The 25148-nt window shown below is 62.0% G+C and carries 28 protein-coding genes; 21 read left to right on the forward strand and 7 right to left on the reverse strand.

All coding sequences use genetic code 11. From position 1 onward, the window contains the following. Nucleotides 1-1051 (reverse strand): S-(hydroxymethyl)glutathione dehydrogenase/class III alcohol dehydrogenase (locus tag NKI97_RS06925; RefSeq protein ID WP_352833210.1); only part of this gene is annotated, 1051 nt, incomplete at its 3' end. Between the two features lie 317 nt (nt 1052-1368). On the opposite strand from NKI97_RS06925, the gene NKI97_RS06930 reads away from it, so the two are divergent. The 5 genes from NKI97_RS06930 (at nt 1369) to NKI97_RS06950 (ending at nt 5913) form a co-directional block, all read left to right on the forward strand. Next, nucleotides 1369-2544: a lanthanide ABC transporter ABC transporter substrate-binding protein PedA1 gene (locus NKI97_RS06930; RefSeq protein WP_352833435.1), complete on the forward strand. Its 1176-nt coding sequence runs from the start codon at nt 1369-1371 to the stop codon at nt 2542-2544. Nucleotides 2545-2565: 21 nt separating this feature from the next. Beyond that, nucleotides 2566-3531, forward strand: coding sequence for a YVTN family beta-propeller repeat protein (locus NKI97_RS06935; RefSeq protein ID WP_352541893.1), 966 nt, complete (start codon nt 2566-2568; stop codon nt 3529-3531). Nucleotides 3532-3629: 98 nt separating this feature from the next. Beyond that, complete coding sequence (locus NKI97_RS06940) at nt 3630-4418, forward strand: lanthanide ABC transporter ATP-binding protein PedB/LutE (RefSeq protein WP_352833212.1); 789 nt, start codon at nt 3630-3632, stop codon at nt 4416-4418. Nucleotides 4419-4429: 11 nt separating this feature from the next. Further along, nucleotides 4430-5290 carry a lanthanide ABC transporter permease protein PedC gene (locus tag NKI97_RS06945; protein ID WP_352458846.1) on the forward strand — a complete coding sequence of 287 codons (861 nt, stop codon included), beginning with the start codon at nt 4430-4432 and terminating at the stop codon, nt 5288-5290. After that, on the forward strand, nt 5290-5913 hold the full coding sequence (locus NKI97_RS06950; protein WP_352833215.1) for a hypothetical protein: 624 nt from the start codon (nt 5290-5292) through the stop codon (nt 5911-5913). Before NKI97_RS06945 ends, NKI97_RS06950 begins: the two co-directional genes overlap by 1 nt. Before the next feature lie 27 nt (nt 5914-5940). Here NKI97_RS06950 and NKI97_RS06955 read toward each other — a convergent pair whose 3' ends face one another. From NKI97_RS06955 to NKI97_RS06970, 4 genes are all read right to left on the reverse strand, one after another. Beyond that, the gene (locus NKI97_RS06955; RefSeq protein WP_023678847.1) at nt 5941-6141 is read right to left on the reverse strand and encodes a hypothetical protein; all 201 of its coding nucleotides are present in this window, start codon (nt 6139-6141) and stop codon (nt 5941-5943) included. Between the two features lie 295 nt (nt 6142-6436). Further along, on the reverse strand, nt 6437-7252 hold the full coding sequence (locus tag NKI97_RS06960) for an oxidoreductase (protein ID WP_352458841.1): 816 nt from the start codon (nt 7250-7252) through the stop codon (nt 6437-6439). A 67-nt stretch (nt 7253-7319) separates the two neighbouring features. Further along, nucleotides 7320-8624, reverse strand: a complete 1305-nt coding sequence (gene fabF / locus NKI97_RS06965) for a beta-ketoacyl-ACP synthase II (RefSeq protein WP_352833218.1) — start codon at nt 8622-8624, stop codon at nt 7320-7322. Nucleotides 8625-8670: 46 nt separating this feature from the next. Further along, nucleotides 8671-9249 carry a TetR/AcrR family transcriptional regulator gene (locus NKI97_RS06970; RefSeq protein ID WP_352746644.1) on the reverse strand — a complete coding sequence of 193 codons (579 nt, stop codon included), beginning with the start codon at nt 9247-9249 and terminating at the stop codon, nt 8671-8673. A gap of 79 nt (nt 9250-9328) precedes the next feature. On the opposite strand from NKI97_RS06970, the gene NKI97_RS06975 reads away from it, so the two are divergent. Both NKI97_RS06975 and NKI97_RS06980 read left to right on the forward strand, forming a co-directional pair. Then, nucleotides 9329-9691, forward strand: a complete 363-nt coding sequence (locus tag NKI97_RS06975) for a hypothetical protein (RefSeq protein ID WP_352833222.1) — start codon at nt 9329-9331, stop codon at nt 9689-9691. Between the two features lie 111 nt (nt 9692-9802). Then, nucleotides 9803-10261, forward strand: a complete 459-nt coding sequence (locus NKI97_RS06980) for a nuclear transport factor 2 family protein (RefSeq protein ID WP_352578015.1) — start codon at nt 9803-9805, stop codon at nt 10259-10261. A gap of 204 nt (nt 10262-10465) precedes the next feature. Here the strand turns inward: NKI97_RS06980 and NKI97_RS06985 are convergent, their stop codons facing one another. Further along, nucleotides 10466-11425 (reverse strand): LysR family transcriptional regulator, encoded by a 960-nt coding sequence (locus NKI97_RS06985; protein WP_352833225.1) that lies wholly within the window; start codon nt 11423-11425, stop codon nt 10466-10468. A 123-nt stretch (nt 11426-11548) separates the two neighbouring features. Here NKI97_RS06985 and NKI97_RS06990 point away from each other — a divergent pair, with 123 nt between their 5' ends. The 10 genes from NKI97_RS06990 (at nt 11549) to gph (ending at nt 21551) form a co-directional block, all read left to right on the forward strand. Next, a complete protein-coding gene (locus NKI97_RS06990; protein WP_352833228.1) occupies nt 11549-12595 on the forward strand; it encodes a class 1 fructose-bisphosphatase in 1047 nt (348 codons plus the stop codon). 5 nt (nt 12596-12600) lie between these two features. Further along, nucleotides 12601-13473, forward strand: a complete 873-nt coding sequence (locus NKI97_RS06995) for a phosphoribulokinase (RefSeq protein ID WP_023678839.1) — start codon at nt 12601-12603, stop codon at nt 13471-13473. A gap of 10 nt (nt 13474-13483) precedes the next feature. Then, the gene (gene tkt / locus NKI97_RS07000) at nt 13484-15505 is read left to right on the forward strand and encodes a transketolase (protein WP_352833231.1); all 2022 of its coding nucleotides are present in this window, start codon (nt 13484-13486) and stop codon (nt 15503-15505) included. A 10-nt stretch (nt 15506-15515) separates the two neighbouring features. Continuing rightward, nucleotides 15516-16595: a class II fructose-bisphosphate aldolase gene (gene fba / locus NKI97_RS07005; protein WP_352507750.1), complete on the forward strand. Its 1080-nt coding sequence runs from the start codon at nt 15516-15518 to the stop codon at nt 16593-16595. Between the two features lie 21 nt (nt 16596-16616). After that, nucleotides 16617-18110, forward strand: a complete 1494-nt coding sequence (locus NKI97_RS07010) for a ribulose-bisphosphate carboxylase large subunit (RefSeq protein ID WP_084641467.1) — start codon at nt 16617-16619, stop codon at nt 18108-18110. Nucleotides 18111-18128: 18 nt separating this feature from the next. Continuing rightward, on the forward strand, nt 18129-18563 hold the full coding sequence (locus tag NKI97_RS07015) for a ribulose bisphosphate carboxylase small subunit (RefSeq protein WP_023678835.1): 435 nt from the start codon (nt 18129-18131) through the stop codon (nt 18561-18563). Between the two features lie 7 nt (nt 18564-18570). Then, a complete protein-coding gene (cbbX, locus tag NKI97_RS07020; RefSeq protein WP_352450673.1) occupies nt 18571-19509 on the forward strand; it encodes a CbbX protein in 939 nt (312 codons plus the stop codon). A 62-nt stretch (nt 19510-19571) separates the two neighbouring features. After that, the gene (rpe, locus tag NKI97_RS07025) at nt 19572-20258 is read left to right on the forward strand and encodes a ribulose-phosphate 3-epimerase (RefSeq protein ID WP_352450672.1); all 687 of its coding nucleotides are present in this window, start codon (nt 19572-19574) and stop codon (nt 20256-20258) included. Nucleotides 20259-20295: 37 nt separating this feature from the next. After that, nucleotides 20296-20853: a thioredoxin family protein gene (locus tag NKI97_RS07030; protein ID WP_352833234.1), complete on the forward strand. Its 558-nt coding sequence runs from the start codon at nt 20296-20298 to the stop codon at nt 20851-20853. Beyond that, the gene (gene gph / locus NKI97_RS07035) at nt 20850-21551 is read left to right on the forward strand and encodes a phosphoglycolate phosphatase (protein WP_352683993.1); all 702 of its coding nucleotides are present in this window, start codon (nt 20850-20852) and stop codon (nt 21549-21551) included. Before NKI97_RS07030 ends, gph begins: the two co-directional genes overlap by 4 nt. 57 nt (nt 21552-21608) lie before the next feature. Here the strand turns inward: gph and NKI97_RS07040 are convergent, their stop codons facing one another. Then, entirely contained in the window at nt 21609-21989 is a 381-nt protein-coding gene (locus NKI97_RS07040) for a c-type cytochrome (protein ID WP_352756982.1), read from the reverse strand. A gap of 364 nt (nt 21990-22353) precedes the next feature. Between NKI97_RS07040 and NKI97_RS07045 the strand changes: the two genes are divergently transcribed. Genes NKI97_RS07045 through NKI97_RS07060 form a run of 4 tightly spaced genes read left to right on the forward strand, consistent with a single transcriptional unit; the run spans nt 22354 to nt 25096 of the window. Next, a complete protein-coding gene (locus tag NKI97_RS07045; protein WP_352833237.1) occupies nt 22354-22563 on the forward strand; it encodes a hypothetical protein in 210 nt (69 codons plus the stop codon). 43 nt (nt 22564-22606) lie between these two features. Further along, complete coding sequence (locus NKI97_RS07050) at nt 22607-23593, forward strand: ABC transporter substrate-binding protein (RefSeq protein ID WP_352833240.1); 987 nt, start codon at nt 22607-22609, stop codon at nt 23591-23593. Further along, the gene (locus NKI97_RS07055; RefSeq protein ID WP_352833243.1) at nt 23590-24387 is read left to right on the forward strand and encodes an ABC transporter permease; all 798 of its coding nucleotides are present in this window, start codon (nt 23590-23592) and stop codon (nt 24385-24387) included. Before NKI97_RS07050 ends, NKI97_RS07055 begins: the two co-directional genes overlap by 4 nt. Next, on the forward strand, nt 24356-25096 hold the full coding sequence (locus NKI97_RS07060; protein WP_352833438.1) for an ABC transporter ATP-binding protein: 741 nt from the start codon (nt 24356-24358) through the stop codon (nt 25094-25096). The genes NKI97_RS07055 and NKI97_RS07060 overlap by 32 nt, the downstream gene beginning before the upstream one ends. Nucleotides 25097-25148: the final 52 nt, after the last annotated feature.

The raw sequence follows: 25148 nt of genomic DNA on the forward strand, positions 1-25148 counted from the left end.
GCGTGTGGGTGATCATCGGATCGATCTCGATCTTGCCGGCCATGTACCAGTCGACGATCTTCGGCACGTCGGTGCGGCCGCGCGCCCCGCCGAAGGCGGTGCCCATCCAGGTGCGGCCGGTGACCAGCTGGAACGGCCGCGTCGAGATCTCCTGGCCGGCGCCGGCAACGCCGATGATGACCGACTTGCCCCAGCCGCGATGCGACGCTTCCAGCGCCTGCCGCATGACTTTGGTGTTGCCGGTGCAGTCGAACGTGTAGTCGGCGCCGCCGATCTGGTCGGCGCCGCGCTTGGTCATGTTGACGAGATGAGCCACGACATCGCCGTCGATCTCCTTCGGATTGACGAAATGCGTCATGCCGAATTTCTCGCCCCATTCCTTCTTGTCGTTGTTCAGGTCGACGCCGATGATCATGTCGGCGCCGGCAAGGCGCAGGCCCTGGATAACGTTGAGGCCGATGCCGCCGAGGCCGAACACGACCGCCGTCGCGCCTTGCTCGACCTTGGCCGTGTTGATCACAGCGCCGATGCCGGTGGTGACGCCGCAGCCGATGTAGCAGATCTTGTCGAACGGGGCGTCGGCATTGACCTTGGCCACCGCGATCTCGGGCAGCACGGTGAAGTTGGAGAAGGTCGAGCAGCCCATGTAGTGGAACAGCTTGTCCTTGCCGATCGAGAAGCGCGAGGTGCCATCGGGCATCAAGCCCTGTCCCTGCGTGGCGCGGATGGCGGTGCACAGATTGGTCTTGCGCGACAGGCAGGACGGGCACTGCCGGCATTCCGGCGTATAGAGCGGGATGACATGGTCACCCTTCCTGACCGAGGTGACGCCCTTGCCGACGTCGACGACGATGCCGGCGCCCTCATGGCCGAGGATCGCCGGAAACAGGCCTTCCGGGTCGGCGCCCGACAGCGTGAACTCGTCGGTGTGGCAGATGCCGGTTGCCTTGATCTCGACCAGCACCTCGCCATCACGCGGACCTTCGAGGTCGACCTCCATGATCTGCAGCGGCTTTCCGGCGGCAACGGCGACAGCGGCGCGCGTTTTCATCAGGCAATCCTCCCATGACGACCCATAGAGTTTCTCATTCCGCCATTGCTGCGGATGAGACCGCAATACGCTCATTCATCGCCGTATCCCCGCGAAAAGGAATAGGACTAAAGCAGACACGTAAGTCCACTTGCGGGGCTTTGATAAATCTTGTGGCGTCCGCTAAGCTCATTGTGGGCACCTTGAATTCGCGCTGGTCCGGGAACAATCGGACTTTAGTGCAAGAATGGGCAGTTTTATCGATGACGAGCGCGGTGCCAGGCACTCTCGCGGCCTTTTTGTGCTTTTTTTTCCAGACCGCCAACGTTACAGGCGTGATGGCCCAGGAAGTGACGGGCAAGCAACCGCTCGCTGCCGACAGGCCGGAAAGAAAGATAGCCGAAATCAGAATAGGTTATTTGCGGGCCTACGCGCCGCAACTGGCGCTTTCCCTGCTGGACCTGCCGCCACGCGACGAAGGTGTCGCCGGCGCCAATGTGGCGATCGGCGACAACAACACGACAGGAAAGTTCCTCAGCCAGAAATTCAGCCTCGACATAGCCGAGGTCAAGCCGGACGCCGACGCGGTTCAGGCGTTCAACGATCTGATTGCCAAAGGTGACCGCTATATTGTCGCTGACCTCTCGGCCAGGCAATTGCTGTCGATCGCCGACATCGCCCGCGACAAGGGCGTTCTGGTCTTCAATGTCGGTGCCACAGACGACAGCCTGCGCGAGGAAGACTGCCGCATAAACATTTTCCATGTGGCGCCGACACGAAGCATGCTGGCTGACGCGCTGGCGCAGTATCTCGTGATAAAGAAATGGCCGAATTGGGTGCTGCTCTATGGTTCGCATGAGCGGGATCATCTCTATGCGGCCGCGTTGCGCCGCGCGGCGGCTCGCTTCGGCGGTCAGATCGTCGCCGAGAAGGAGTTCAAAGACACCGGCACGGCGCGCCGCACCGACACCGGCGCCACGCAGATACAGCAGCAGATTTCCGTGTTCACGCAGGATCTGCCGGAGCATGACGTGGTGCTTGTCGCCGATGAGAGCGAGGTGTTCGGAACCTATGTGCCCTACCGCACCTGGACACCGCGGCTGGTCGCCGGCACGGCCGGTCTTGTCGCATCGTCCTGGCATCCCGCGAGCGAGCAATGGGGTGGCATTCAAATGCAAAGCCGTTTCCTGAGGACGACCGGCCGGCGAATGCTGTCCAAGGATATGTCGGCCTGGACGGCGGTGCGGGCGGTGGGCGAAGCCAGCACACGGACCAATGGCGACGATCCGAAGAAGATCAGCGACTACATCCGCTCGGACGATTTCTCGGTCGCCGCCTTCAAGGGACAGAAGCTGACCTTCCGCAAGTGGAACCATCAGCTTCGCCAGCCAATCCTGCTCGGCGACACCAAATCCGTGGTCTCGACATCGCCACAGGAGGGTTATCTCCACCAGATCTCCGAGCTCGATACGCTCGGCGTCGATCAGCCGGAAACGAAATGCGTCCTTAAGTAGAACCAATCGGGAGGAATTTTCGTGCAGAGACGAGCTTGCGCACTCGCCATTCTCGGCTTCATGGCCAATCCGGCGTGGGCTTACACCGTTTATGTCTCCAACGAGAAAGACAATACGATAACGGTCGTCGACACGGCGACGATGCAAGTGGTGAAGACCGTCGAAGTCGGCCAGAGGCCGCGCGGTATCACCATCTCGCATGACGGCAAGTTCATCTATTTGTGCGCCAGCGATGACGATACGATCGAAATCATCGATACCGCGACGCTGCAGATCGTTGGCACGCTGCCATCAGGCCCCGATCCCGAACTGTTCGTGCTTTCGCCCGACGGCAAGACGCTCTACGTCGCCAACGAGGACGACAATCTCGTCACCGCGATCAACGTCGAGAGCAAGCAGGTCATGACCGAGATTCCCGTTGGGGTGGAGCCTGAAGGCATGGCCGTCAGTCCCGATGGCAAAACCATGGTCAACACCTCCGAAACCACCAGCATGGCGCATTTCATCGACACCGACAGCCATGAGGTGACCGACAACGTCCTGGTCGACACGCGTCCGCGCTTTGCGCAATTCAAGCCCGACGGATCACAGATCTGGGTCAGTGCCGAAATCGGCGGTACCGTCAGCGTCATCGACAGTCTCAAACGCGAGGTGGTGAAGAAGATCCAGTTCGCGATTGCGGGATTGCGGCCCGAAACCATCCAGCCGGTCGGCATCGCGATCAGCGCCGACGGCAAGAAAGCCTATGTCGCTCTCGGCCCAGCGAACCATGTCGCAGTCATCAACACCGAGACCTACGAGGTGGAAAAATACATCCTGGTCGGCCAGCGCGTCTGGCATCTCGACTTCACCCCCGATCAGAAGACGCTGATCACCACCAACGGCAATTCCAACGACATCACCTTCATCGACACGGCGACGGACGAGCCGGTTCAATCGGTTACGGTGGGCCAGCAGCCTTGGGGCGTGGCAATATCGCCCCACTAGACCGCAGCAATGATCAGGGAGGCCGACGTGATGAATATTTGCCGCGGGGATGTTGCAAGTGCACTAGATAACCAGCGCGCCCCGAAGGAGCCAGCGGCATGCAGCATGTGAGGACAAGCGGAGCTGGAGAGGAGGTGGCAGCGCTCGATGTTGCCGGCATCAGCCATTCCTATGGTCCGAAGCGAGCGCTCCACGACGTCTCATTCTCGATCGCGCCGGGAACTTTCACCGTTCTGCTCGGCCTCAATGGGGCCGGCAAGACAACTTTGTTCTCACTGATCAGCCATCTTTACGGCACCCGCCGCGGATCGATCCGCATCTTCGGACATGACGTCAGCCGCGCTTCGGGCGAAGCGCTCAGGCGTGTCGGCATCGTATTCCAAGCACGTACGCTCGACCTCGACCTCAGCGTCCACCAGAACCTCTCCTACCACGCCTCGCTGCATGGCATTGATGGACACCAAGCCCGACAGCGCATCGCCGCGCTGCTCGATACAGTCAACATGCAGGGCCGTCAGCATGACAAGGCACGCAGTCTTTCCGGCGGCCAAATGCGGCGCATCGAGATCGCGCGGGCGCTGCTCCACCGCCCTTCCCTGCTGCTGCTCGACGAGCCGACGGTCGGTCTCGACATCCAGTCGCGTGCGGGCATTTTGGCCACCATCCGCAAACTCGTCGAAACCGAGGGCATCGGTGTGCTGTGGGCGACGCATCTGATCGATGAGGTCGAAGACGGCGACCATGTCGTCGTGCTGCGGCAGGGCGACCTGGTTGCCAAGGGTAAGGTGGCCGATGTCGTTGCGACGAGCGGTGCCAGTTCGATCCGCGACGCCTTTTCCAGGCTCAACCGCAACGAAACAAGCGGCATCGCGGAGATGTCGCCATGAGCGCTCCCGCAATGCCCGCAAAAGTCGCCGCCCTCACGCCGGTGAAGTTCGAACAGTTTGGGCTCCACCACTACCTCGTTTGCCTCAAAGGGATCGTCGTGCGGGAGTGCCTGCGCTTCCTGCATCAGCGCGAGCGCTTTATATCCTCGCTGGTTCGGCCGCTCGTCTGGCTGTTCATTTTTGCCGCCGGATTCCGGCAGGTGCTCGGCGTATCGATCATCCCGCCCTACAAGACCTACGTGCTCTACGAGGTCTACATCACGCCGGGCCTGTGCGGCATGATTCTGCTGTTTTCGGGCATGCAGTCTTCGCTGTCGATGGTCTATGATCGCGAAATGGGCAACATGCGCACCCTGCTGGTCAGCCCCTTCCCGCGATGGTTTTTACTGATCTCGAAGATGCTCGCCGGTGTCGCCGTGTCGATCGCGCAGGTTTACGCGTTCCTGATCGTTGCCTGGTTCTGGGGCGTCAAGGCGCCGCCGCTTGGCTATCTCACCGTGCTGCCGGCGCTGTTCCTGTCAGGCATGATGCTGTGCGCGCTCGGCATGCTTCTGTCCTCAATGATCAAGCAGCTCGAAAACTTCGCTGGCATCATGAACTTCGTCATCTTTCCCGGCTATTTCGCTTCTCCGGCACTCTATCCCTTGTGGCGTATCCAGGAGGCTAGCCCCCTGCTCTACAAAATCTGCCTCGCCAATCCATTTACTTACGCCGTCGAACTGATCCGCTTCGCCTTCTACGGCCAGGTTGACTGGCTGTCGCTGGGCGTCGTTGCCGGCTGCACGCTGCTGTTCCTTGCCGCCGCCATCATCGCCTACGACCCTTCGCGCGGCCTGATGACCCGCAAACAGGACACGGGAGGAAATGCCTGATGGCGATCCATGTTCGCGGTCTGGCTCTGGTCGCCATGCTCGCGCCGGGCGTCAACGCCATGGCAGCCAACCCCGATCCAGACTGGCCCTGCATGCAGCGCAAGGTGCCGCAACTCTCGCTCGGCCAGATCTGGAGCGGACCGGACCTTCCTTCAGCCGCGAAGGACTGGTCGAAGGACCCCACCATCTCCGCCCTGATCGAGGAAGTGTCAGCTCGCCGGATGCCGATTGCGGAAGCTCAAAAGAAGATCAGGGATTTCGCGGCCTCCTTGCCGGCCGAGCAACGTGCACCCAAAATGGCGATGATGGTGCAAGGCATGTTCGACCACCTGGACGCCGAGCGCTCGCAGGTGATCTCCGGCATTTCCCGCTACGCCCACAAGCAGCTCGAAATGGCCGCCGCGTTGCGCAAGGAAGCGTCCGATGTCGATGCATTGCGGGCAAAGCCGGATGCAGATCCCGAAGAGATCGATCGGCGAACCGAACAGCTGAAATTCGCAACGCGAATTTTCAATGAACGCGTCCAATCACTGACCTACGTCTGTGAAGTGCCGACGATAATCGAGCAGCGGCTTTATCAATTGTCCAAGGCCGTCTCGGAAACGCTCGCCGCGAAGAAATAGAACCTCATTCGATCTTCGCGGCGGATATCACGATCCACGGCCGGGCAGCACGCGCCAGCGCTGAACGAAATAACCGGGATGCGTCTCGATCCACTGGGCTACCAGCGATTGCGCCTGCATGAAGGCGGTCCCGGGATTCATCGCCAGGCCGTCCACCATCTGTTCGCGTTGTTCACAGGTCTGCGGCACATCCGTCAGGCAGACCATCATAACGAGCGTGTAGAGCATTACCCCTTGTCCCCTTCGATTCCCGAACCCCATGCCCGGGAGTTTCCGTGATACCGACCAGTCTGCAGGGATCGCACATACGGATCACTTACGGGTGTGAAAGGAACGTGGCCCCCGCTCTTTCGCGCCGCAATATAACATGGCGCTAATCTAACGCCAACGACCGCAGGGCTCGGTCGCGGACGCGCGCGCATCGAAGATGCGCGTCCGGCTGTGCCAGTGCCAAAAAATGTGAACTCCTGGAACGCGCTCTCGCATGGGCTCGACCGAAACAGGAATATCATTGTTGTCGACCTCAGACCGGCAGTCCGTTCTGCTTTCGCAGGCTCTTGTCGAAAGCGGATGCGGGGACGAAACGGCGCAGGAAACTGACCTGGCGCGCCATTTTTCCAGCCGCATAGCGCCCCTTCGGAGCGGGATCGGTCGCAGCCGCCAAAACGGTCCTGGCCACCACTTCCGGCGCATCGCCTTTTTCCATCGCTTTCCGCACAGCTGCATTCATGCCGGCGCGCGCAGAGTCATAGATGTCAAGCAACTGATCCGGCCTGGCGAGATTTTCTTCAAATGAGGTGCGGGTATAGGCGGGCTCCACCAACACGACGCGAATTCCGAAAGTACGCAGTTCGTGGTCGAGCGATTCGGAGTAGCCCTCAACGGCATGCTTGGTCGACGAATAAAGCGCGAAATAGGGAGCTGGAATGAACCCCTGCACCGAGCTCAAATTGACGATTCTGCCCTTGCCTTGGCGGCGCATTGTCGGCAACACCGCTTTGGTTACTCGCATAACGCCAAAGACGTTCACGTCAAACAACGACTTGGCCTGGGCCATCGAGGACTCCTCCGCGCCACCAAGCAGGCCAACGCCGGCATTATTGACAAGCAGGTCAATGCGCCCGGTCTCGGCCAGCACGTCCTGGACAAGTTTCGCCACGGACGTGTCATCGGTCACGTCACAGGCCAGCATGGTAACGCCATCGGATCGGTCGACGACCGCGCGACGGCTGGTTCCGAACACGCGAAAGCCGGCGTTCTGCAGGGCTTTGGCCGTTGTGTGCCCGATACCGCTGGATGCCCCCGTCACCAGGGCGACGCCTAGATTGGTCTTGTTCATGGAGGGTCACTTCTTTCTTCGTTTTGGATTGGCGTGGGAGAAGCACGACAGGTCGGAGCGAAAGGCGTCAATCATGAGCGCCTCCGGTACTCGCGCCGGCCAGATCATCCGTCCAGCGCCGGAACAGCGCGCTGGCATTAACGCCTCCGAAGCCGAAGCCATTGGAGATTGCATAGCCCATCGCCATCGGCCGGGCCCGGTTTGCGACGAAGTCGATCCCGTCGCCGGCCGGATCGGGAGCGCCCAGATTGAGGGTCGGCGGTGCCATCTGATCCCTGAGCGCCAGGATTGCGAAGATTGCTCCAAGCCCGCCGGCGGCTCCGAGCAGGTGTCCGGTCGCCGATTTCGATGCACTGACAGCTATCGCGAAATCGCGCCCGAACACGCTCTTGATCGCTTCGATCTCACCCAGGTCGCCCACCGGCGTGGAGGTCGCATGGGCATTGAGATGACGAACCTCGCGGGGCGAAATCCCTGCTTGGGCGATTGCGATCTCCATGGCCCGGCGCGCACCGTCGCCGTCCTCGGGACCGGAGGTGACGTGATGAGCATCCGCCGTCGTGCCGTAGCCGACAAGCTCGGCCAGCGGTCTTGCGCCGCGCGCCAGCGCGTGGCTCAATTCCTCGATGACCAGCATGCCGGCTCCTTCGCCCATGACGAAGCCGTCCCGCGACTTGTCGAACGGTCGGGAGGCCTCATCAGGACGGTGATTAAAGGACGTCGAAAGAGAGCGTGCCGCAGCAAACCCACCGAGGCTGACAAGATTCATGCATGCTTCCGTCCCGCCGCACACGGCAATATCGGCCTCGTTGGCGCGGATTAGGCGAGCCGCATCGCCGATCGCCTGAATGCCGGCCGCGCACGCCGTCACGGGTGCACCGAGCGGACCTTTGAAGCCATAGCGGATCGAGACGTGGCCTGCCGCGAGGTTCACCAGGAAGGACGGCACCGTAAAAGGTGATAGACGGCGGACGCCGCGCCGGTCGACCGTGCGCACCGCCTCGGTTATGGCCGGGAACCCGCCGACGCCCGAGGCGATGATCGTGGCCGTGCGCAAGCGATCCGCTTCCGAGACGGGGGCCCATCTTGCTTGGGCGAGCGCCTCTTGTGCCGCGGCCAGCGCAAAGAGAATGAACCGGTCTACCTTGCGCTGATCCTTCGGCGGAAGGATGGCTTCCGGATCGAAACCAGCGTCCGGATCTTCTTCTGTGGAGGGCACCACCCCGCCGACCTTCGCTGGCAGGTCGCCCACCACATCATCCGCAAGCCTCCGGATGCCCGAGCGGCCGGCCAGGAGACGCGACCAGGACGTTTCACCATCGGCAGCAAGGGGCGTAACCGCTCCCATGCCCGTAACAACAATCCGTCGCATCTATTTTCCTGTCAGTTTGGGCGCGCCGCAGGCGCCGCGACGCCGTTCAAGCGCCGGCTGATTCACGAACCTGATTGGCCGCCGCATCCAGAAAGGCCTGCGCGAGGTCAGGATCGTTGATGACGCGCGATAACATCAGCGCACCCACCATCGTCGAGAGAATGGCCATGGCCCTGGTATCGAACTCCCCGCCACCGGTCTCAGCAATGAAACGGCCGAGGATCTCGAGATGCTCCTTGATCCCGGCTTCGAATGGCGCTTTCACGTCCTTGCCCTGTCTGGCGGCATCCGAGCCGAGCGCCACGATCGGGCAGCCGTCCATCTTTTCTCCGCGATGGTCCATACTGAGGTAGAACGCGATCACCGCGCCAAGCGGATCATCAGGGTTTGCCGCAGTCGCGGCCGACCATCGACGGGTGGCGCTCTCCATCGCCCGCCTGGACGCCTGCGCCGCCAGGTCGTCCTTGGATGCGAACTGCTTGTAAAACGCGCCTTGGGTCAGTCCGGCACCCTTCATCAGATCCTTAAGGCCGATACCATCAAAGCCGCGCTCCCGAAAAAGGCGGCTTGCCACGTTGATTACGGTTTCTCGGTTTTCCGCGGCCTGGGTACGACTTACGCGCATTGTTGATCTCTTTTTTAGATTGCGTTCGTAATCTATAGCCTATATAGAGTTCGAACGCAATCTAAAAAGGAGATGCGAAATGATCCGCAAAACCCTGAGCGCATCGCTCCTGGCCGCGCTGTTTCTTGCGACCCCGGCTTTTGCCGAGGAAGCCACCATCGGACGCCCGATCGAGGGCGGCAGCCTGCACGAGGGACACCTTGACATGGTTGTCTACTACGTCCCGGTCGACGGCGGCCTCCTGGAGGTCACCGCCACCTTCGCGCCGAAGACCGGGGGCGATCCGCTGCGCGTCGTCATGGGCCTCGCCGAGGACGACTCCGTGGCATTTTCCATGCCGGGCCACCAGGACTCGCTCTACGCGTTCTCAAGGTCCGGGGATGAGGTGACGGTCTCGACCGAGACTGACATGCATCTGCGAGCCGACGCGACAATACGCTGAGCCGAAGTTCAGACCGCAGCCGGCGTGCTGCTGGCCGTGGGCTCTCGCGTCCGCTCGGCTCGCCACACGGTGCCTCGATCACGCCATCGAATAAGTTCGGGGAGAGCTCAAATGCTATACAGTTATTTTGTCGAGAAATCGATCCGAGAGAGCTTCGACCACGTCAACAACCATCGCTGGGATGAGGCGGTGAAGGCACTCGCGCTGCATGTCCATCACCGCGTTTCCGGCGCCCACGCGCTTGGTGGTGAGCGCCACGACAAAGAAGCCATGCGCCGCTGGTTTGAGCGCCTCGGCCGCGTCCTGCCCAATCTCCATCTCACGGTCAACCACATCTGGGTGAAGGGCTGGCCGTGGCATACTACCGTGTTTGCCCAATGGGACGGCACCGCAACGCTGCTCAATGGCGACGCGTCGTACGTCAACCGTGGTCTCCACGTGTTCACCCTGCGGTGGGGCAGAGTCTATGCACTTGAGGAATTTTACGATTCACAAGCAGCGGCCCGCGGTCTTGCCGCCCAAGCGGCAGCTGGCCTCGAAGAAGCTGTCGCCGAACCAATTGTAGGCTAGCAGACGCTCAGTCAAAGCCCACCCGTTCCGTGAACGCGGGGGGCGCTACCGCGTGGGCCAGCGCTTGGAGGGCGGTCGCCTCGGCTCCGCAAATGCGTGCCACCAGCGATGCCTCGGCTCGTGAACATCGGTCAGGAGGTCACAGCCGATCAGCCGCTGATACACACCATCGTTTGTCTGAAGCGTTTGCCTGGACCGCGCGCCCTAACTCGCGCGACCTCTACTGTTCAGTTCCTCGTGCGGATAGAGCTTGCCGAACAGTGGCAGGTACATCGCGCCCTTGCGCATCAGAAAATCGTGGAAGGTCGCCATCGCCGGCGAGATCGCGTGATCGCTGCGCATCACCGAAAACCATTGCCGGCGGATCGGCATGCCGACAACGTCGAGGATAACCAGCCGGCCGGCTTCGGTTTCGGCAGCGATGGTGTGGGCAGAGATGAACGCGATGCCGAGCCCGGCCATCACCGCCTGCTTGATGGTCTCGTTCGAGTCCATCTCGACGCCGAGATCGTCGATGCGGCCGGGGACGTCGCTCAGGAATATTTCCAGTGAGATGCGCGTTCCGGAGCCGGGCTCGCGAATGAGGAAATGCTCCTCGGCGATCCGCTCCTTGGAAATGTCGCGTGCCGACGCCAGCGGGTGGTCGGGCGGTGCGATGATGACCAGCGGATGATCGCCGAAGACCGAGGCACGCACCGGGACTTCTTTCGCCGGGCGTCCCATCAGCGCGATGTCGATGTCGTGATTCTTCAGATTGTCGATCGTCTCGGCGCGGTTGCCGATGGCAAGGCGCATGTCGATATCGGGATGTTCCTTCATGAAGGCGGCCATCAGCCGCGGTGCGAAATATTTGGCCGTGGAAACGACGCCGAGCCGCAAGCTGCCGGCGCGCACGCCCTTGATCGCATCCATCTTGTCTTCGAGCAGACGAAGCCGCTCCTCGATGGCCTGTGCCGTCTCGACGAAGGCCAGACCTGCGGCAGTGGGACGCATGCCGTCCGACGTCCGGTCGAACAAGGCCAGTTGGAACTCCTCCTCCACCTGCCGCAACTGGATCGTTACCGCTGGAGGAGACAGGCCTAAGACCTTGGCCGCGCTGACGATTTTTCCGTGGCTCATGATTGCCTGAACGGTCTTGAACTGCTTGAGCGTGAGGTTTCTCATAGGGCATACTAAAATTTTTTTATTGTCTGAGTAAAGTTATTGAATTTTACTTATCCAGCGTCGTTTGTTCTCCTTTCCCAATCCGGCCGATCCGAGGAGAGGCGGCTGGATCGGGAGGTTACGATGCCAGCGGCAACGCTCGACGCTTTTCTGAACTCCTATCTTGGCGAGCCGGACGAACTGCGCTCCGCCGTCGTAGCGACCATCCGTCAGCTGACGCAGGCGGCCACCACGATCCGCAACACCATCAATCAAGGGGTGCTCGGCACGGCCTTTGCGGGAACCCGCGGCGCCAATGCTGACGGCGACATCCAGAAGGATCTCGATGTCTTCGCCGATGACATCTTCCTCGACGCCATGCGCCACGCTCCGGTCGCGCTCTACGCTTCCGAGGAACTGGAGCAGCCGGTGCTGCTCGACAGGCAAGCGGCTCTTGCCATCGCCATCGACCCGCTCGATGGCTCATCCAACATCGACACCAACGTGTCGATTGGAACGGTCTTCTCGCTCCTCCCTGCAATTGGTGCGCCGGATGCGAATCCGGCCGCCTCGTTTTTGCAGGCAGGCGTGAACCAACTGGGCGCCGGTTTCTTCATCTACGGCCCGCAGCTGGCGCTGGTTCTGTCGCTCGGCAGCGGCACCCATGTCTTCGTTCTCTCGACCCGGCTCGGCACCTTCGTCCAGGCCTACGAGAGCCGGATCATCCCACAGCGAACCCAGGAGTTCGCCATCAACGCCGCCAACTACCGGCATTGGGACGAGGCGGTGCGGCTCTACATCGACGACTGCCTTGAAGGCACCGAAGGCCCACGCGAGAAGGACTTCAACATGCGCTGGATCGCCTCCCTGGTCGCGGACTGCTACCGCATATTGATGCGCGGCGGCGTATTCCTGTATCCAGGCGACAAGCGCAAGGGCTACAGGCAGGGGCGACTTCGCCTCGTCTATGAGGCAAACCCGATCGCCTATCTCGTCGAACAGGCGGGCGGTGCCGCTACCGATACGATCGCCCGCATCCTCGAAATCGAACCAGAGAACCTTCACCAGCGCGTGCCCATGGTTTTCGGATCGGCGCGCGAAGTCGCGCGCATCACCCGCTACCACACCGAACCGAGCGCCATCGGCGAACGCGCGCCGCTTTTCAGCCGCCGCGGCCTTTTCAGGGCCTGAAGACCATGTCGGCAAAGCACCCCATCATCACCATCACCGGGTCGTCGGGCGCAGGCACTACCTCTGTCAAGCGCATCTTCGAGTTGATCTTCCGGCGCGAGAACATCGGGGCCGCCTTCATCGAAGGCGATGCTTTCCATCGCTACGACCGCGCCACGATGAAGGCGAAGGTGGCCGAGGAGGAAAAGGCGGGCAATCCGAACTTCACCCACTTCCACGCCGAGGCCAATGAATTGGCAATCCTCGAAGAGGTATTCGAGGAATATGGCCGCCGGGGAACCGGAAAGACCCGCACCTACATCCATGACGAGGACGAGGAGAAGCAGTACGGCACGCCGCCGGGACATTTCACCGAATGGCGCGAATTTCCTCCGAGCGACCTGCTCTTCTACGAGGGCCTGCATGGCTGCGTCGTCACCGACAAGATCAACCTGGCCAGGCACGCGGACCTCAAGATCGGCGTGGTGCCGGTCATAAATCTCGAATGGATCCAGAAGATCCATCGCGACCGCGCAACGCGCGGCTATTCCACCGAGGCGGTGATGGACGTGATCCTGCGCCGTATGCCGGACTATGTCCGCTACATCGTCCCGCAGTTTTCGCAGACCGCCATCAACTTCCAGCGCGTGCCGATCGTCGACACGTCCAATCCATTCATCGCGCGCTGGATTCCGACGCCCGACGAATCGATGCTGGTTATCCGCTTCGCCAATCCCCGCGGCATCGATTTCCCCTACCTGCTTTCGATGATCCACGACTCGTTCATGTCGCGGCCGAATTCCATAGTGGTGCCCGGCAACAAGCTCGACCTTGCCATGCAGCTGATCCTGACGCCGCTCATCCTGCAATTGATCGAACGCAAGAACCGTGTGTCGTGAGGAGGACGCCATGAACAGCCAAGCAGCAGCACTGAAGCCCGTCGCCGCCGTCTCGGAGCGCGACATGGCCAACGCCATTCGCGCACTGGCGATGGACAGCGTCCAAAAGGCCAATTCCGGTCATCCGGGCATGCCGATGGGCATGGCCGATGTCGCAACGGTGCTGTTCAGCCGTTTTATCAACATCGATCCGTCGGCCCCCAACTGGCCCGATCGCGACCGCTTCGTGCTGTCGGCCGGGCACGGCTCGATGCTGCAGTATGCGCTGCATTACCTGCTAGGCTTTGAAGACATGCCGATCGAAGAATTGCAGCGGTTTCGCCAGCTGGGCAGCCGCACCGCCGGACATCCGGAATATGGCCATGCGCTTGGCATCGAGACGACGACCGGCCCGCTTGGACAAGGCATTTCGACCGCTGTCGGCATGGCGCTGGCGGAGCGCATGCTGGCGGCCCGCCACGGCGCCGATCTCGTCGACCATTTCACCTACGCGATCGCCGGCGACGGCTGCCTGCAGGAAGGCATCAGCCACGAGGCGATCGATCTTGCCGGTCACCTGAAGCTCTCCCGGCTGATCGTCTTTTGGGACGACAATGCGATCTCGATCGACGGGCCCACTTCCCTGTCGACATCGATGGACCAGCCGGCGCGGTTCAAAGCCGCTGGATGGCATGTCCAGTCGGTGAACGGCCACGACACCGAAACCGTTGCGGCGGCAATCGAAGCGGCGCAGCAATCGGACCAGCCGTCTCTGATCGCCTGCCGCACGGTGATCGGCAAGGGAGCGCCCAATCTGGGCGGTTCGGAAAAGACGCATGGCGCGCCGCTGGGCGATGCGGAGATCGCCGCGACGCGCGAAAACATCGGCTGGGCCTTCGCGCCGTTCGAGGTGCCGGACGATATCCTTTTCGCCTGGCGCGAGATTGCCGGCCGCGGTCAAGCGGCACGCCGCGCCTGGGAGCAGCGGCTTGCCGCCTCACCACGGCGGCAGGCCTTCGAGAGCGCGGTCGCCGGCGCCCTGCCCGACGCGGTCTTCGAAGCACTCGACGCTTTCCGCAAGGAGCATGTCGGGAAGGCGACCAAGGTTGCAACGCGAAAAGCCTCGGAAATGGCCCTCGCTGCGATCAATGGCGCAACCGAACTGACCGTCGGCGGCTCCGCCGATCTGACGCATTCGAACCTGACGATCACCAAGGGTATGAGCCGCATCGCGCCGGGCGACTACGCAGGCCGCTACATCCACTATGGAATCCGCGAGCACGGCATGGCCGCAGCCATGAACGGCATCGCACTGCATGGCGGCTTCGTGCCTTATGGCGGCACGTTCCTGTGCTTCGCCGACTACGCGCGCGGCGCGATGCGGCTCTCGGCGCTCATGGGCCAGCGCGTCATCTATGTGATGACGCATGATTCCATTGGTCTCGGCGAGGACGGCCCGACCCACCAGCCGGTCGAGCACCTGGCGATGCTGCGGGCGACGCCAAACCTCAACGTCTTCCGTCCGGCCGACATCATCGAAACAGCGGAGTGCTGGGAACTGGCGCTGAGAAGCGAGAAGCGGCCGAGCGTGCTGGTGCTCTCGCGCCAGAACCTGCCGATGCTGCGCCAAGCACCTAGCGGCGAGCCACACAGCGACGAGAACCGGTCGAGCCGGGGCGCCTACATCCTGCGCGAGCCAGCCGGGCACCGCGCGGTGACGCTGATCGCCACCGGCTCGGAGGTCGAAATCGCGGTTGCCGCCGCCCTACGGCTGGAGTCCGAGCACGGCGTCGCCGCCGCGGTTGTCTCGATGCCGTGCTGGGAGCTTTTCGAGGAGCAGGACGCCGGCACCCGCAAGGCCGTCCTCGGCTCGGCGCCGCGCATTGCCATCGAAGCCGCAGCACGGCTCGGCTGGGACCGCTGGATCGGCGACACCGGCACTTTCGTCGGCATGGCCGGTTTCGGCGCCAGCGCCCCTGCCCCGGACCTTTACCGGCATTTCGACATCACGCCCGAAGCCGTCGCGGCAGCGGCGCTGAAGCTCATCATCTAGGAGGACGACCATGGCCCGCATCACCCTTCGCCAGCTTCTCGACCATGCCGCCGAGCACGGCTACGGGGTGCCGGCATTCAACATCAACAACATGGAGCAGGGCCTCGCCATCATGGAGGCCGCCAGGGCCTGCGATGCGCCGGTTATCATCCAGGCCTCACGCGGCGCCCGTTCCTATGCCAATGACATCATGCTGGCCAAGATGATGGAGGCGTTGACCGAAATCCATCCGGCCATTCCGCTCTGCATCCATCAGGATCACGGCAACAACGAAGCCACCTGCCTGTCGGCGATCCGCCACGGCTTCACCTCGGTGATGATGGACGGGTCATTGATGGCGGATGCCAAGACACCGGCGAGCTACGATTACAACGTCGCCATCACCGAACGTGTCGCACGCATGGCGCATTGGGTCGGTGCTTCGGTCGAAGGCGAGCTCGGCGTGCTCGGCTCGCTGGAGACCGGCCAGGGCGAGGCCGAGGACGGGCACGGCGCTGAAGGTGCACTTTCCCATGACCAGCTTTTGACCGATCCCGACCAGGCGGTCGACTTCGTGACCGCCACCCGGGTCGACGCGCTGGCGATCGCCTGCGGTACCTCCCACGGCGCCTATAAATTCAGCCGCAAGCCCGACGGCGGCATCCTGGCCATGCAGGTGATCGAGGCGATTCACGAAAAGCTGCCCAACACGCATCTGGTCATGCACGGGTCTTCCTCCGTGCCGCAGGAACTGCAGGATATCATCAACAACTATGGCGGCGAGATGCCCCAGACCTTTGGCGTCCCGGTCGAGGAAATCGAGCGCGGCATCCGCTACGGCGTGCGCAAGGTCAACATCGACACCGATTGCCGAATGGCCATGGCCGGGCAGTTCCGCCGCGTTGCGACGGAGGACCCGCGCGAATTCGATCCGCGTAAATTCCTGAAACCCGCCATGGACGCGCTGCGCGACCTTTGCCGCGATCGCTTCGAACGCTTCGGCACCGCAGGCCACGCGTCGAAGATCAGGGTGATCGCCATGGATGAGATGGCGAAACGTTACGCCGCAGGAAAGCTCGACCCCCATATCGCAACCGCGAAAGCCGCCTGAGCGGCAAACAGGAGACCTGCCATGAACAAGATCGACATGCCCTCAGCAGGCACGCTCAAGGAAGGCAAGGAACGCTACAGGTCGGGCGTCATCCCCTACAAGAAGATGGGCTACTGGGAGCCGGACTACCGGCCCAAGGAGACCGACCTGATCGCCATGTTTCGGATCACGCCGCAGCCCGGCGTCGACCACGAGGAGGCGGCCGCCGCCATCGCCGGTGAATCCTCTACCGCGACATGGACCGTGGTGTGGACCGACAGGCTGACCGCCTGCGAGCTCTACCGCGCCAAGGCATTCAAATCCGAGCCGGTGCCGAACACAGGTCCAGGCACCAGGATCGAGCAACAGTACTTCGCCTATATCGCCTACGACCTCGACCTGTTCGAGCCCGGCTCCATCGCCAACCTGACTGCATCGATCATCGGCAACGTGTTCGGCTTCAAGGCCGTCAAGGCCTTGCGGCTCGAGGACATGCGCATCCCGGTGGCTTACCTCAAGACCTTCCAGGGCCCGGCGACCGGCATCGTGGTGGAACGCGAGCGGCTCGACAAGTTCGGCCGGCCGCTGCTCGGCGCGACGACGAAGCCGAAGCTTGGCCTGTCCGGCCGCAACTACGGCCGCGTCGTCTACGAGGCGCTGAAGGGTGGCCTCGACTTCGTGAAGGACGACGAGAACATCAACTCACAGCCCTTCATGCATTGGCGCGACCGCTTCCTCTACTGCATGGAGGCTGTGAACAAGGCGTCGGCCGCCACCGGCGAAGTCAAGGGCCATTATCTCAACGTCACCGCCGGCACGATGGAGGACATGTACGAGCGCGCCGAATTTGCAAAACAGCTTGGCTCCTGCATCGTCATGATCGACCTCGTCATTGGCTACACGGCGATCCAGTCGATGGCCAAGTGGGCACGCCGCAACGACATGATCCTGCACCTCCACCGGGCCGGCAACTCGACCTATTCGCGCCAGAAGAACCACGGCATGAATTTTCGCGTCATCTGCAAATGGATGCGGATGGCCGGCGTCGATCACATCCATGCCGGCACGGTGGTCGGCAAGCTGGAAGGCGACCCGCTTATGATCAAGGGGTTTTATGACACGCTGCGCGAGGAGCGCACGCCGCAGAACCTCGAAACCGGGCTGTTCTTCGATCAGGACTGGGCCTCGCTCAACAAGGTGATGCCCGTCGCCTCCGGTGGCATCCATGCCGGCCAGATGCACCAGTTGATCCATTATCTCGGCGAGGACGTCATCCTGCAGTTCGGCGGCGGCACGATCGGCCATCCGGACGGCATCCAGGCCGGCGCGACGGCCAATCGCGTCGCGTTGGAGGCGATGATCCTCGCCCGCAACGAGGGCCGCGACTATCTGCGCGAAGGGACCAAAATCCTCGAACAGGCGGCCAGATGGTGCACGCCGCTCAAGGCGGCCCTGGAGACGTGGAAGGACGTCACCTTCAACTACGAATCGACCGACACGGCCGACTTTGTGCCAACCGCAACGCCGAGCTTCTAGACGAAAGGAACCGTCGCCATGATGACCAATCCCGGAAACAAGGTCACGCAGGGACAGTTTTCGTTCCTGCCCGAGCTAACCGATGAGCAGATTTCGGCGCAGATCAAATACGCACTGAAAAACCACTGGGCGGTCAGCGTCGAGTACACGGACGATCCACATCCGCGAAACACCTATTGGGAAATGTACGGCAACCCGATGTTCGACCTGCGGGACCCGGCGGGCATCCTGCTTGAAGTCAACAATTGCCGGAAAGCCATGCCCAACATGTATGTCCGGGTCACCGCCTTCGATTCGACCAAGGGCTGGGAAGCACCGCGCATGTCATTCATCGTCAACCGGCCACCCAATGAACCCGGGTTCCGGCTGCTGCGCCAAGAGCGTGACGGCCGCAGTCAGGGCTATTCGATCGTGCCTTATGCGACCGACAGGCCCGAAGGCGAACGGAGCTAGGCGAACCATGCTGGACGCGATAGCTAAGAGCGCTGCCGCGCAGGGCGAATCGGTTGATCTACAGGCCGAGTTCGAGGCGTCCAACATCGACGAGGTGATGGACAAGCTCGACCGCGAACTCGTCGGCCTGAAGCCCATCAAGACCCGCATCCGCGAGATCGCGGCGCTGCTTCTGGTCGACCGGCTTCGCCGCAAGTTCGGGCTGACCTCTGGCGCGCCGACGCTGCACATGAACTTTACGGGGAATCCCGGTACCGGAAAGACCACCGTGGCGCTCAGAATGGCCGAAATCCTGCATCGTCTCGGCTATGTCCGCGAAGGGCACATGGTCGCGGTGACGCGCGACGATCTCGTCGGCCAGTATGTGGGCCACACCGCGCCCAAAACCCGCGAAGTGATCAAGCGCGCCATGGGCGGGGTGCTTTTCATCGACGAGGCCTACTATCTCTACAAGCCCGAGAACGAACGCGACTACGGCCAGGAATCGATCGAAATCCTGCTGCAATGCATGGAAAACAACCGTGACGATCTGGTTGTGATCCTTGCCGGCTATAAGGACAAGATGGACCGCTTCTTCGACAGCAATCCCGGCATGCGCTCGCGCATCGCCCATCACCTCGATTTTCCGGACTACGGCGTCAGCGAACTCAAATCAATCGCCGAGATCATGCTGGCGGAACAGAATTACCGTCTCAGCGAAGCAGCGGCCAAGGCGCTCGAAGAGTATCTCCCGATCCGCATGCGGCTGCCGCATTTCTCCAACGCCCGCTCCGTTCGCAATAGCCTCGACCGGGCGCGGCTTCGCCAGGCCAGCCGGCTTTTCGCATGGCGCGACCGGGCGTTGACGAAAATCGATCTTATCACCATCGAGGAATCCGATATTCGCGGCAGCCGCGTGTTCGCGGAAGGTAAGCTCGAAGGCGAACCGGAGACGAAGGCGCGCTGACAAGATGACTGCGGTTGGTGTGCAGCGACCGGAAACGGACGACAGAATGGGAGCCGACGACCATGGATACCAAGACAATCATCGCGCCCTCGGTGCTTTCCGCGGACTTCTCGCGGCTCGGCGACGAGGTCGAAGCGGTCGTCCGGGCGGGTGCCGATTGGATCCATCTCGATGTGATGGATGGCCATTTCGTGCCCAACATCACCTTCGGTCCGCCGGTGGTCAAGGCGATCCGTAATCGAACGGACAAGATCTTCGACTGCCACCTGATGATCGCGCCGGTCGACGCCTATCTCGGCGCCTTCGCCGATGCCGGCTGCGACATCATTACGGTGCATGCCGAGGCCGGACCGCATCTCGACCGTTCGCTGCAGGCAATCAGAAATCTCGGCAAGAAGGCCGGCGTGTCGCTGAATCCGTCAACGCCGGAAAGCGTCATCGAATATGTACTTGACCGGCTCGATCTGGTGCTTCTGATGACGGTCAATCCGGGCTTCGGCGGCCAGGCCTTCATTGCGGCGGTCGTCGACAAGGTCAGGCGGGTCAAGGCGCTGGTCGGCCATCGTCCGATCGACATCGAGATCGACGGCGGCGTCACGCCCGAAACCGCTCCGCTTGTCACCGCGGCCGGTGCCAATGTGCTGGTCGCCGGCTCGGCCATCTTTAAGGGCGGCACCGAGGCGGCCTATCGCGCCAATATCGGCACCATCAGGCAGGCGGCCGACGGGGCGATCCGGAAAGCCGCGTAAACCGCTTCATCGGCAAGCATTTTCATCGGAGGAAATCTTGGCGGCAATCCCACCTGTCTGCGACTTCGGCTGGCAAGCCATCGATGCCGTTTTGCCCGGCGTCGACGGCAAATCGCATTCGATCTTCAGCCACGCCGGTCCGAACGGGCTGGTGGTGGCCTTCATCTGCAATCACTGCCCCTATGTGAAGGCGGTGATTTCACGCATCGTGCGCGATGCCAACGACCTCAAGACCGAAGGCATCGGCTTTGTCGCGATCAACTCCAACGATAGCGACGCCTATCCAGATGATTCCTTCGACAACATGAAGCTCTTTGCCAGGACGAACGGCTTCACTTTCCCCTATCTCCATGACGAGCACCAGACGGTGGCGCGTGCCTACGGAGCCGTTTGCACCCCGGATTTCTTCGGGCTCAACAGCGAGTTGACGCTGCAATATCGCGGCCGGCTGGACGCGTCGCGACGCGACGCCGACTTGCCCGGGCTGAGGCGCGACCTGTTCGAGGCGATGAAGCAGGTTGCCCGAACCGGCGACGGACCGCTTGACCAGATCGCTTCGATCGGCTGTTCGATCAAGTGGAAGGATGCTGCATGAACGTCGGCGCAGGCAGGCCGTTTCGCTCGCCCAAGGCGATCCTGTTCGACCTCGACGGCACACTGGTCGATTCGGCACCTGATATAGCGGCCGCCGTCAACGAATTGCTGGCCGGCCACGATCTGCCGCCGCTGCGGCTGGATCAGGTCAAGGCCATGATCGGCGGCGGCATCAGGAAACTGGTCGAACGCGCCTTCGCGGCTTCCGGCACGCCGCTCCTCGGCAGCGCGCTCGATGAGGCCAACCGCGTCATGGCGCCGATCTATCGCAGGCATCTGACCGGCCGCACGAGGCTGATGCCTGGCGTCAGGGAGGTTCTCACGCACTTGCATTTGAGCGGAATAGCCATGGCCGTGGTGACCAACAAGCCGCAGTTGGCGGCGCGCGAAATCCTGCTGCATTTTCGGCTGACGGAATATCTCGGCGCGATCGTCGGCGGAGACGCGGTGACATCATTGAAACCGGCGCCAGACGCGCTGTTGCTGGCGCTCGACCTGCTTCAGGTCGAACCTCGTGACACGCTGATGGTCGGAGACAGCAGCGCCGACGTGGCCGCCGCCCGCGCCGCCGGCATGGCAGTCATTCTGCTGCGTGGCGGTTACAGCCAAATTCCCGTTGAAGAGCTTGGCGCCGACCTCGTTTGCGACAGCCTGTTCGATCTGCCGTCAGCGATGCAGAGGCTGCAAGACGCTGCGTGACCCCATGCGCAAAGCCGAGCCAACGCCGAGCGCAGTCCAACGGCCGGCGGTACCGCGTTATTTTGAGAATTGTTTCAGATAAGCAATGACGTTGGCGATGTCCTCGTCTTTCTTGAGGCCGACAAACGCCATCTTGGTTCCTTTGACCATCGCCCTGGGATCGCGAAGGTAGGTCGTCAGCGTGGCCTCATCCCATTTAACGCCGGACTTGCCGGCCTCGGCCATGGCCTTGGAATAGCTGAACCCCGGATGCGTCCCGGCCGTTCGGCCGATAACGCCGTTCAAGGACGGGCCGACCTTGTTCTGGTCCTTGTCTGCGACGTGGCAGACCTTGCATTTGGCGAAGACCTTCTCACCCGCCGCGGCATCCTGTGCCTGAGACTGGGTAGTGACAAAGGTGGCGACGGACACGGCGGCGAAAAATGCGACTGCGCGCATGGCATTTCCTCATTGATCGTGTGAGTGCCCGGGACACTTTACGCGTGTCGATGCCTTGATCGCCGGCATTCGTTTTAAAGCGGGAGAGCGAACCATTCGTCCTTCCTCCCCGGACTGGCAGCACCTGCACGCCTCGAAAAGCTAGACTGCCGATGAGGGAAGTCAATCGTACAAAGGTCCTGTTTCGTTTCCCGACTGCGCGACGGGAAGTGTGTAGCGACACGCGGTCCACATCATTGACGCCTGTTGGCCGAACGCGTAGCCTCACTCCAACCGGTTTGCTGTTTGGGCACCTTCAGGAATCCGCGCAACTCCAAAGCACGAACTCTGGAGAGTTCGCCGCGCAGGCGATGATAAGTGCCAAATGGACATGGTCGATCTCATATTAACGGTGTGCCTTAGCGCCAATCCGGGCAATTGCCGAGATGAACATCTCTATGTCGAGAGCCGCGGCTCTCTGTTCCAATGCATGTTCCTGGCGCCCGCCGAGATCGCAAAATGGTCTCAGGAACATCCGAGTCTCAAGGTCGTGCGCTGGAAATGTGCCGTTCCGAGCAAGGAACGAGCGATTTGATCGACATTCCTGGTTCGTCGACGGCCCTGAAAGAGGAGACGCCATGATGATTTCGCGGCGTACGACGCTGCGCTTGGCGGCTCTGGGGGCCATCCTCGCCTCAAAGCCGGTTGCCGTCTTTGCGGCCGCTAAGGTCCGAATTGGTGTCCTGAAGTTCGGCACCGTGAGCTGGGAACTCGATACGCTGAAACGCCACAAGCTCGACGAGGCCAACAGGGTCGATCTGGAGATTGTCTACTTCGCCGGGGAGGATGCGACCAACGTCGCGCTGCTGGCCGGCGCGATCGACATGATCGTGACCGACTGGCTGTGGGTCTCGCGCCAGCGCTCCGAGGGCGGCGACCTTACATTGGCCCCTTATTCGACCGCCGTGGGGGCAATCATGGTGAAGGAGGAATCGCCGATCCGGACGCTCGCCGACCTCAAGGGAAAGAAAATCGGTGTCGCCGGCGGCCCGCTCGACAAGAGCTGGCTACTGGTCCAGGCGCTGGCCAGACGCGAGCACGGCCTCGACCTGCCGACAGCCTGTGAGGTCGTCTTTGGCGCGCCGCCGCTGATTTCTGAAAAGGCGATGCAAGGCGAACTCGATGCCGTGCTCAATTTCTGGCATTTCTGCGCCCGGCTCGAGGCCAATGGCTTTCGTCGGTTGATCGGTGCGGATGACGCGACGAAAGCGCTTGGTGCCTCGGGCCCCGTGTCGGCACTCGGCTACGTCTTCCACGACCAATGGGCGAGCGACGATCCGGATGCCGCCCGGGGCTTTTTGAAGGCATCCAAGCAGGCCAAGGACTTGCTGGCCAGATCCGATGATGAATGGCTGCGCCTGGCGCCGCTCATTCGCGCAGAAGGCAAGGAGCTGGAAAAACTGCGCGACCGCTATCGCCAGGGCATCCCCAGACGGCCGGTCGCCGAAGAAGCGGTCGATGCGGGCAAACTCTATCACGTGCTGGCCGCGATAGGCGGCGAGAAGCTGGTTGGCAGGGCGCCCGAGATGGCGCCCGGCACATTCTGGCCGGAACTCGCGAAATGACCGCAAAGGAAGGCAAGTCGCGTCGATCCGGCTTTGCGACGCCGCTGACGCCAGCGCTGACGGTAACGGTTTCCCTGCTGGGACTTTGCCTGCTGTGGAGCCTCGCGGCCAATCTGTGGCAAAGCCGCGCTTTCCCCTCACCAGGGCAGGTCTGGCAGGTGCTGCTCAGGGAAGCGGCGAGCGGCGACCTTTTTTATCACCTTGGCGCGACGCTCGGACGGGTTGCTGCGGCGTACGTCGTCGCAATGATTATCGGCTCGGTCATTGGCGTCATCCTCGGCAGCTACCGCGGTGCGGACCGGTTCTTCAGTCCATGGGTGGTCCTGTTTCTCAACATTCCCGCGCTGGTGGTCATCGTGCTCGCCTATATCTGGTTCGGCCTCAACGAGGCGGCGGCGATTGGCGCAGTTGCCGTGAACAAGATCCCGAATGTCGTGGTGACGATGCGCGAAGGCGCCAGGGCGTTTGATCCGCGTTATGCCGAAATGGCCGCCGTCTACCGCTTCGCCCCACTCGAGCGCATCCGCCATGTCCTGCTGCCGCAACTGCAGCCCTATTTTGCCGCGGCCTCGCGGTCCGGCATCGCCCTCATATGGAAGATCGTCCTGGTGGTCGAACTGCTCGGCCGCTCCAATGGCGTCGGTTTCCAGATCTATCTCTATTTCCAGCTCTTCGACGTCGGCGCCATTCTTGCGTACACGCTGGCTTTCGTGGCGGTGATGCTTGTCATCGAACTTCTCCTGGTGCAGCCCATTGAACGACATGCAACCCGTTGGCGCCGCCGTCCCGCTTAGGGTCGACATCGCCGAAAAGACCTTCAGGTCCGCGCAAGGCGTGTCGATCACGGCGCTTCAGGGTCTGTCCTTCGAGGTCCGGCAGGGCGAATTCGCTTGCCTGCTTGGGCCGTCGGGCTGCGGCAAGACCACGACGTTGCGCATCCTGCTTGGACTGGACAGAGACTTTTCCGGCTCTTTCCAACTGCCGCAAGGCGGCTCGAACCGCATCGCCGCCGTGTTCCAGGAGCCTACTTTGCTGCCATGGCGGACGGTGGAGCAGAATGTCAGGCTGGCGCTGCCGAAAAGCCTAAGAGCGAAGAGTCTCGACGAGCTGTTTGACACTCTCGGCCTCGCCGGCATGCGCTCGCTCTATCCGGCGGAGCTTTCGCTCGGCCTTGCGCGCAGGGCAGCGCTTGCCAGGGCCTTCGCCACCGAACCGGCGGTACTTTTCCTGGACGAACCCTTTGCCTCCCTCGACGAACAGACCGCCGAGCGGCTTCGGCAATTGCTTTTGACCGTCTGGTCAGCGCGGCCTACGACCGCCTTGATGGTAACGCACAATCTGCGCGAGGCACTAATGCTGTCGGACCGCATCATCGTGCTTGAGCAGCGCCCAGCCCACGTGCTCGGCATGTTCGACGTAAGACTGCCGCGACAACATCGCAATCCACAGGTGATGAGCGACCTTTTGCGGTCATTCCAGCAAAAATTTCCGGGTGTGGCCTGATCGCCTTACGGCTCGAATGCGGATTGGAAGGTATTTCGCAGCCAATGGCCAA

It is taken from the genome of Mesorhizobium sp. M0296 (assembly GCF_040321675.1).
Classification (GTDB): domain Bacteria; phylum Pseudomonadota; class Alphaproteobacteria; order Rhizobiales; family Rhizobiaceae; genus Mesorhizobium.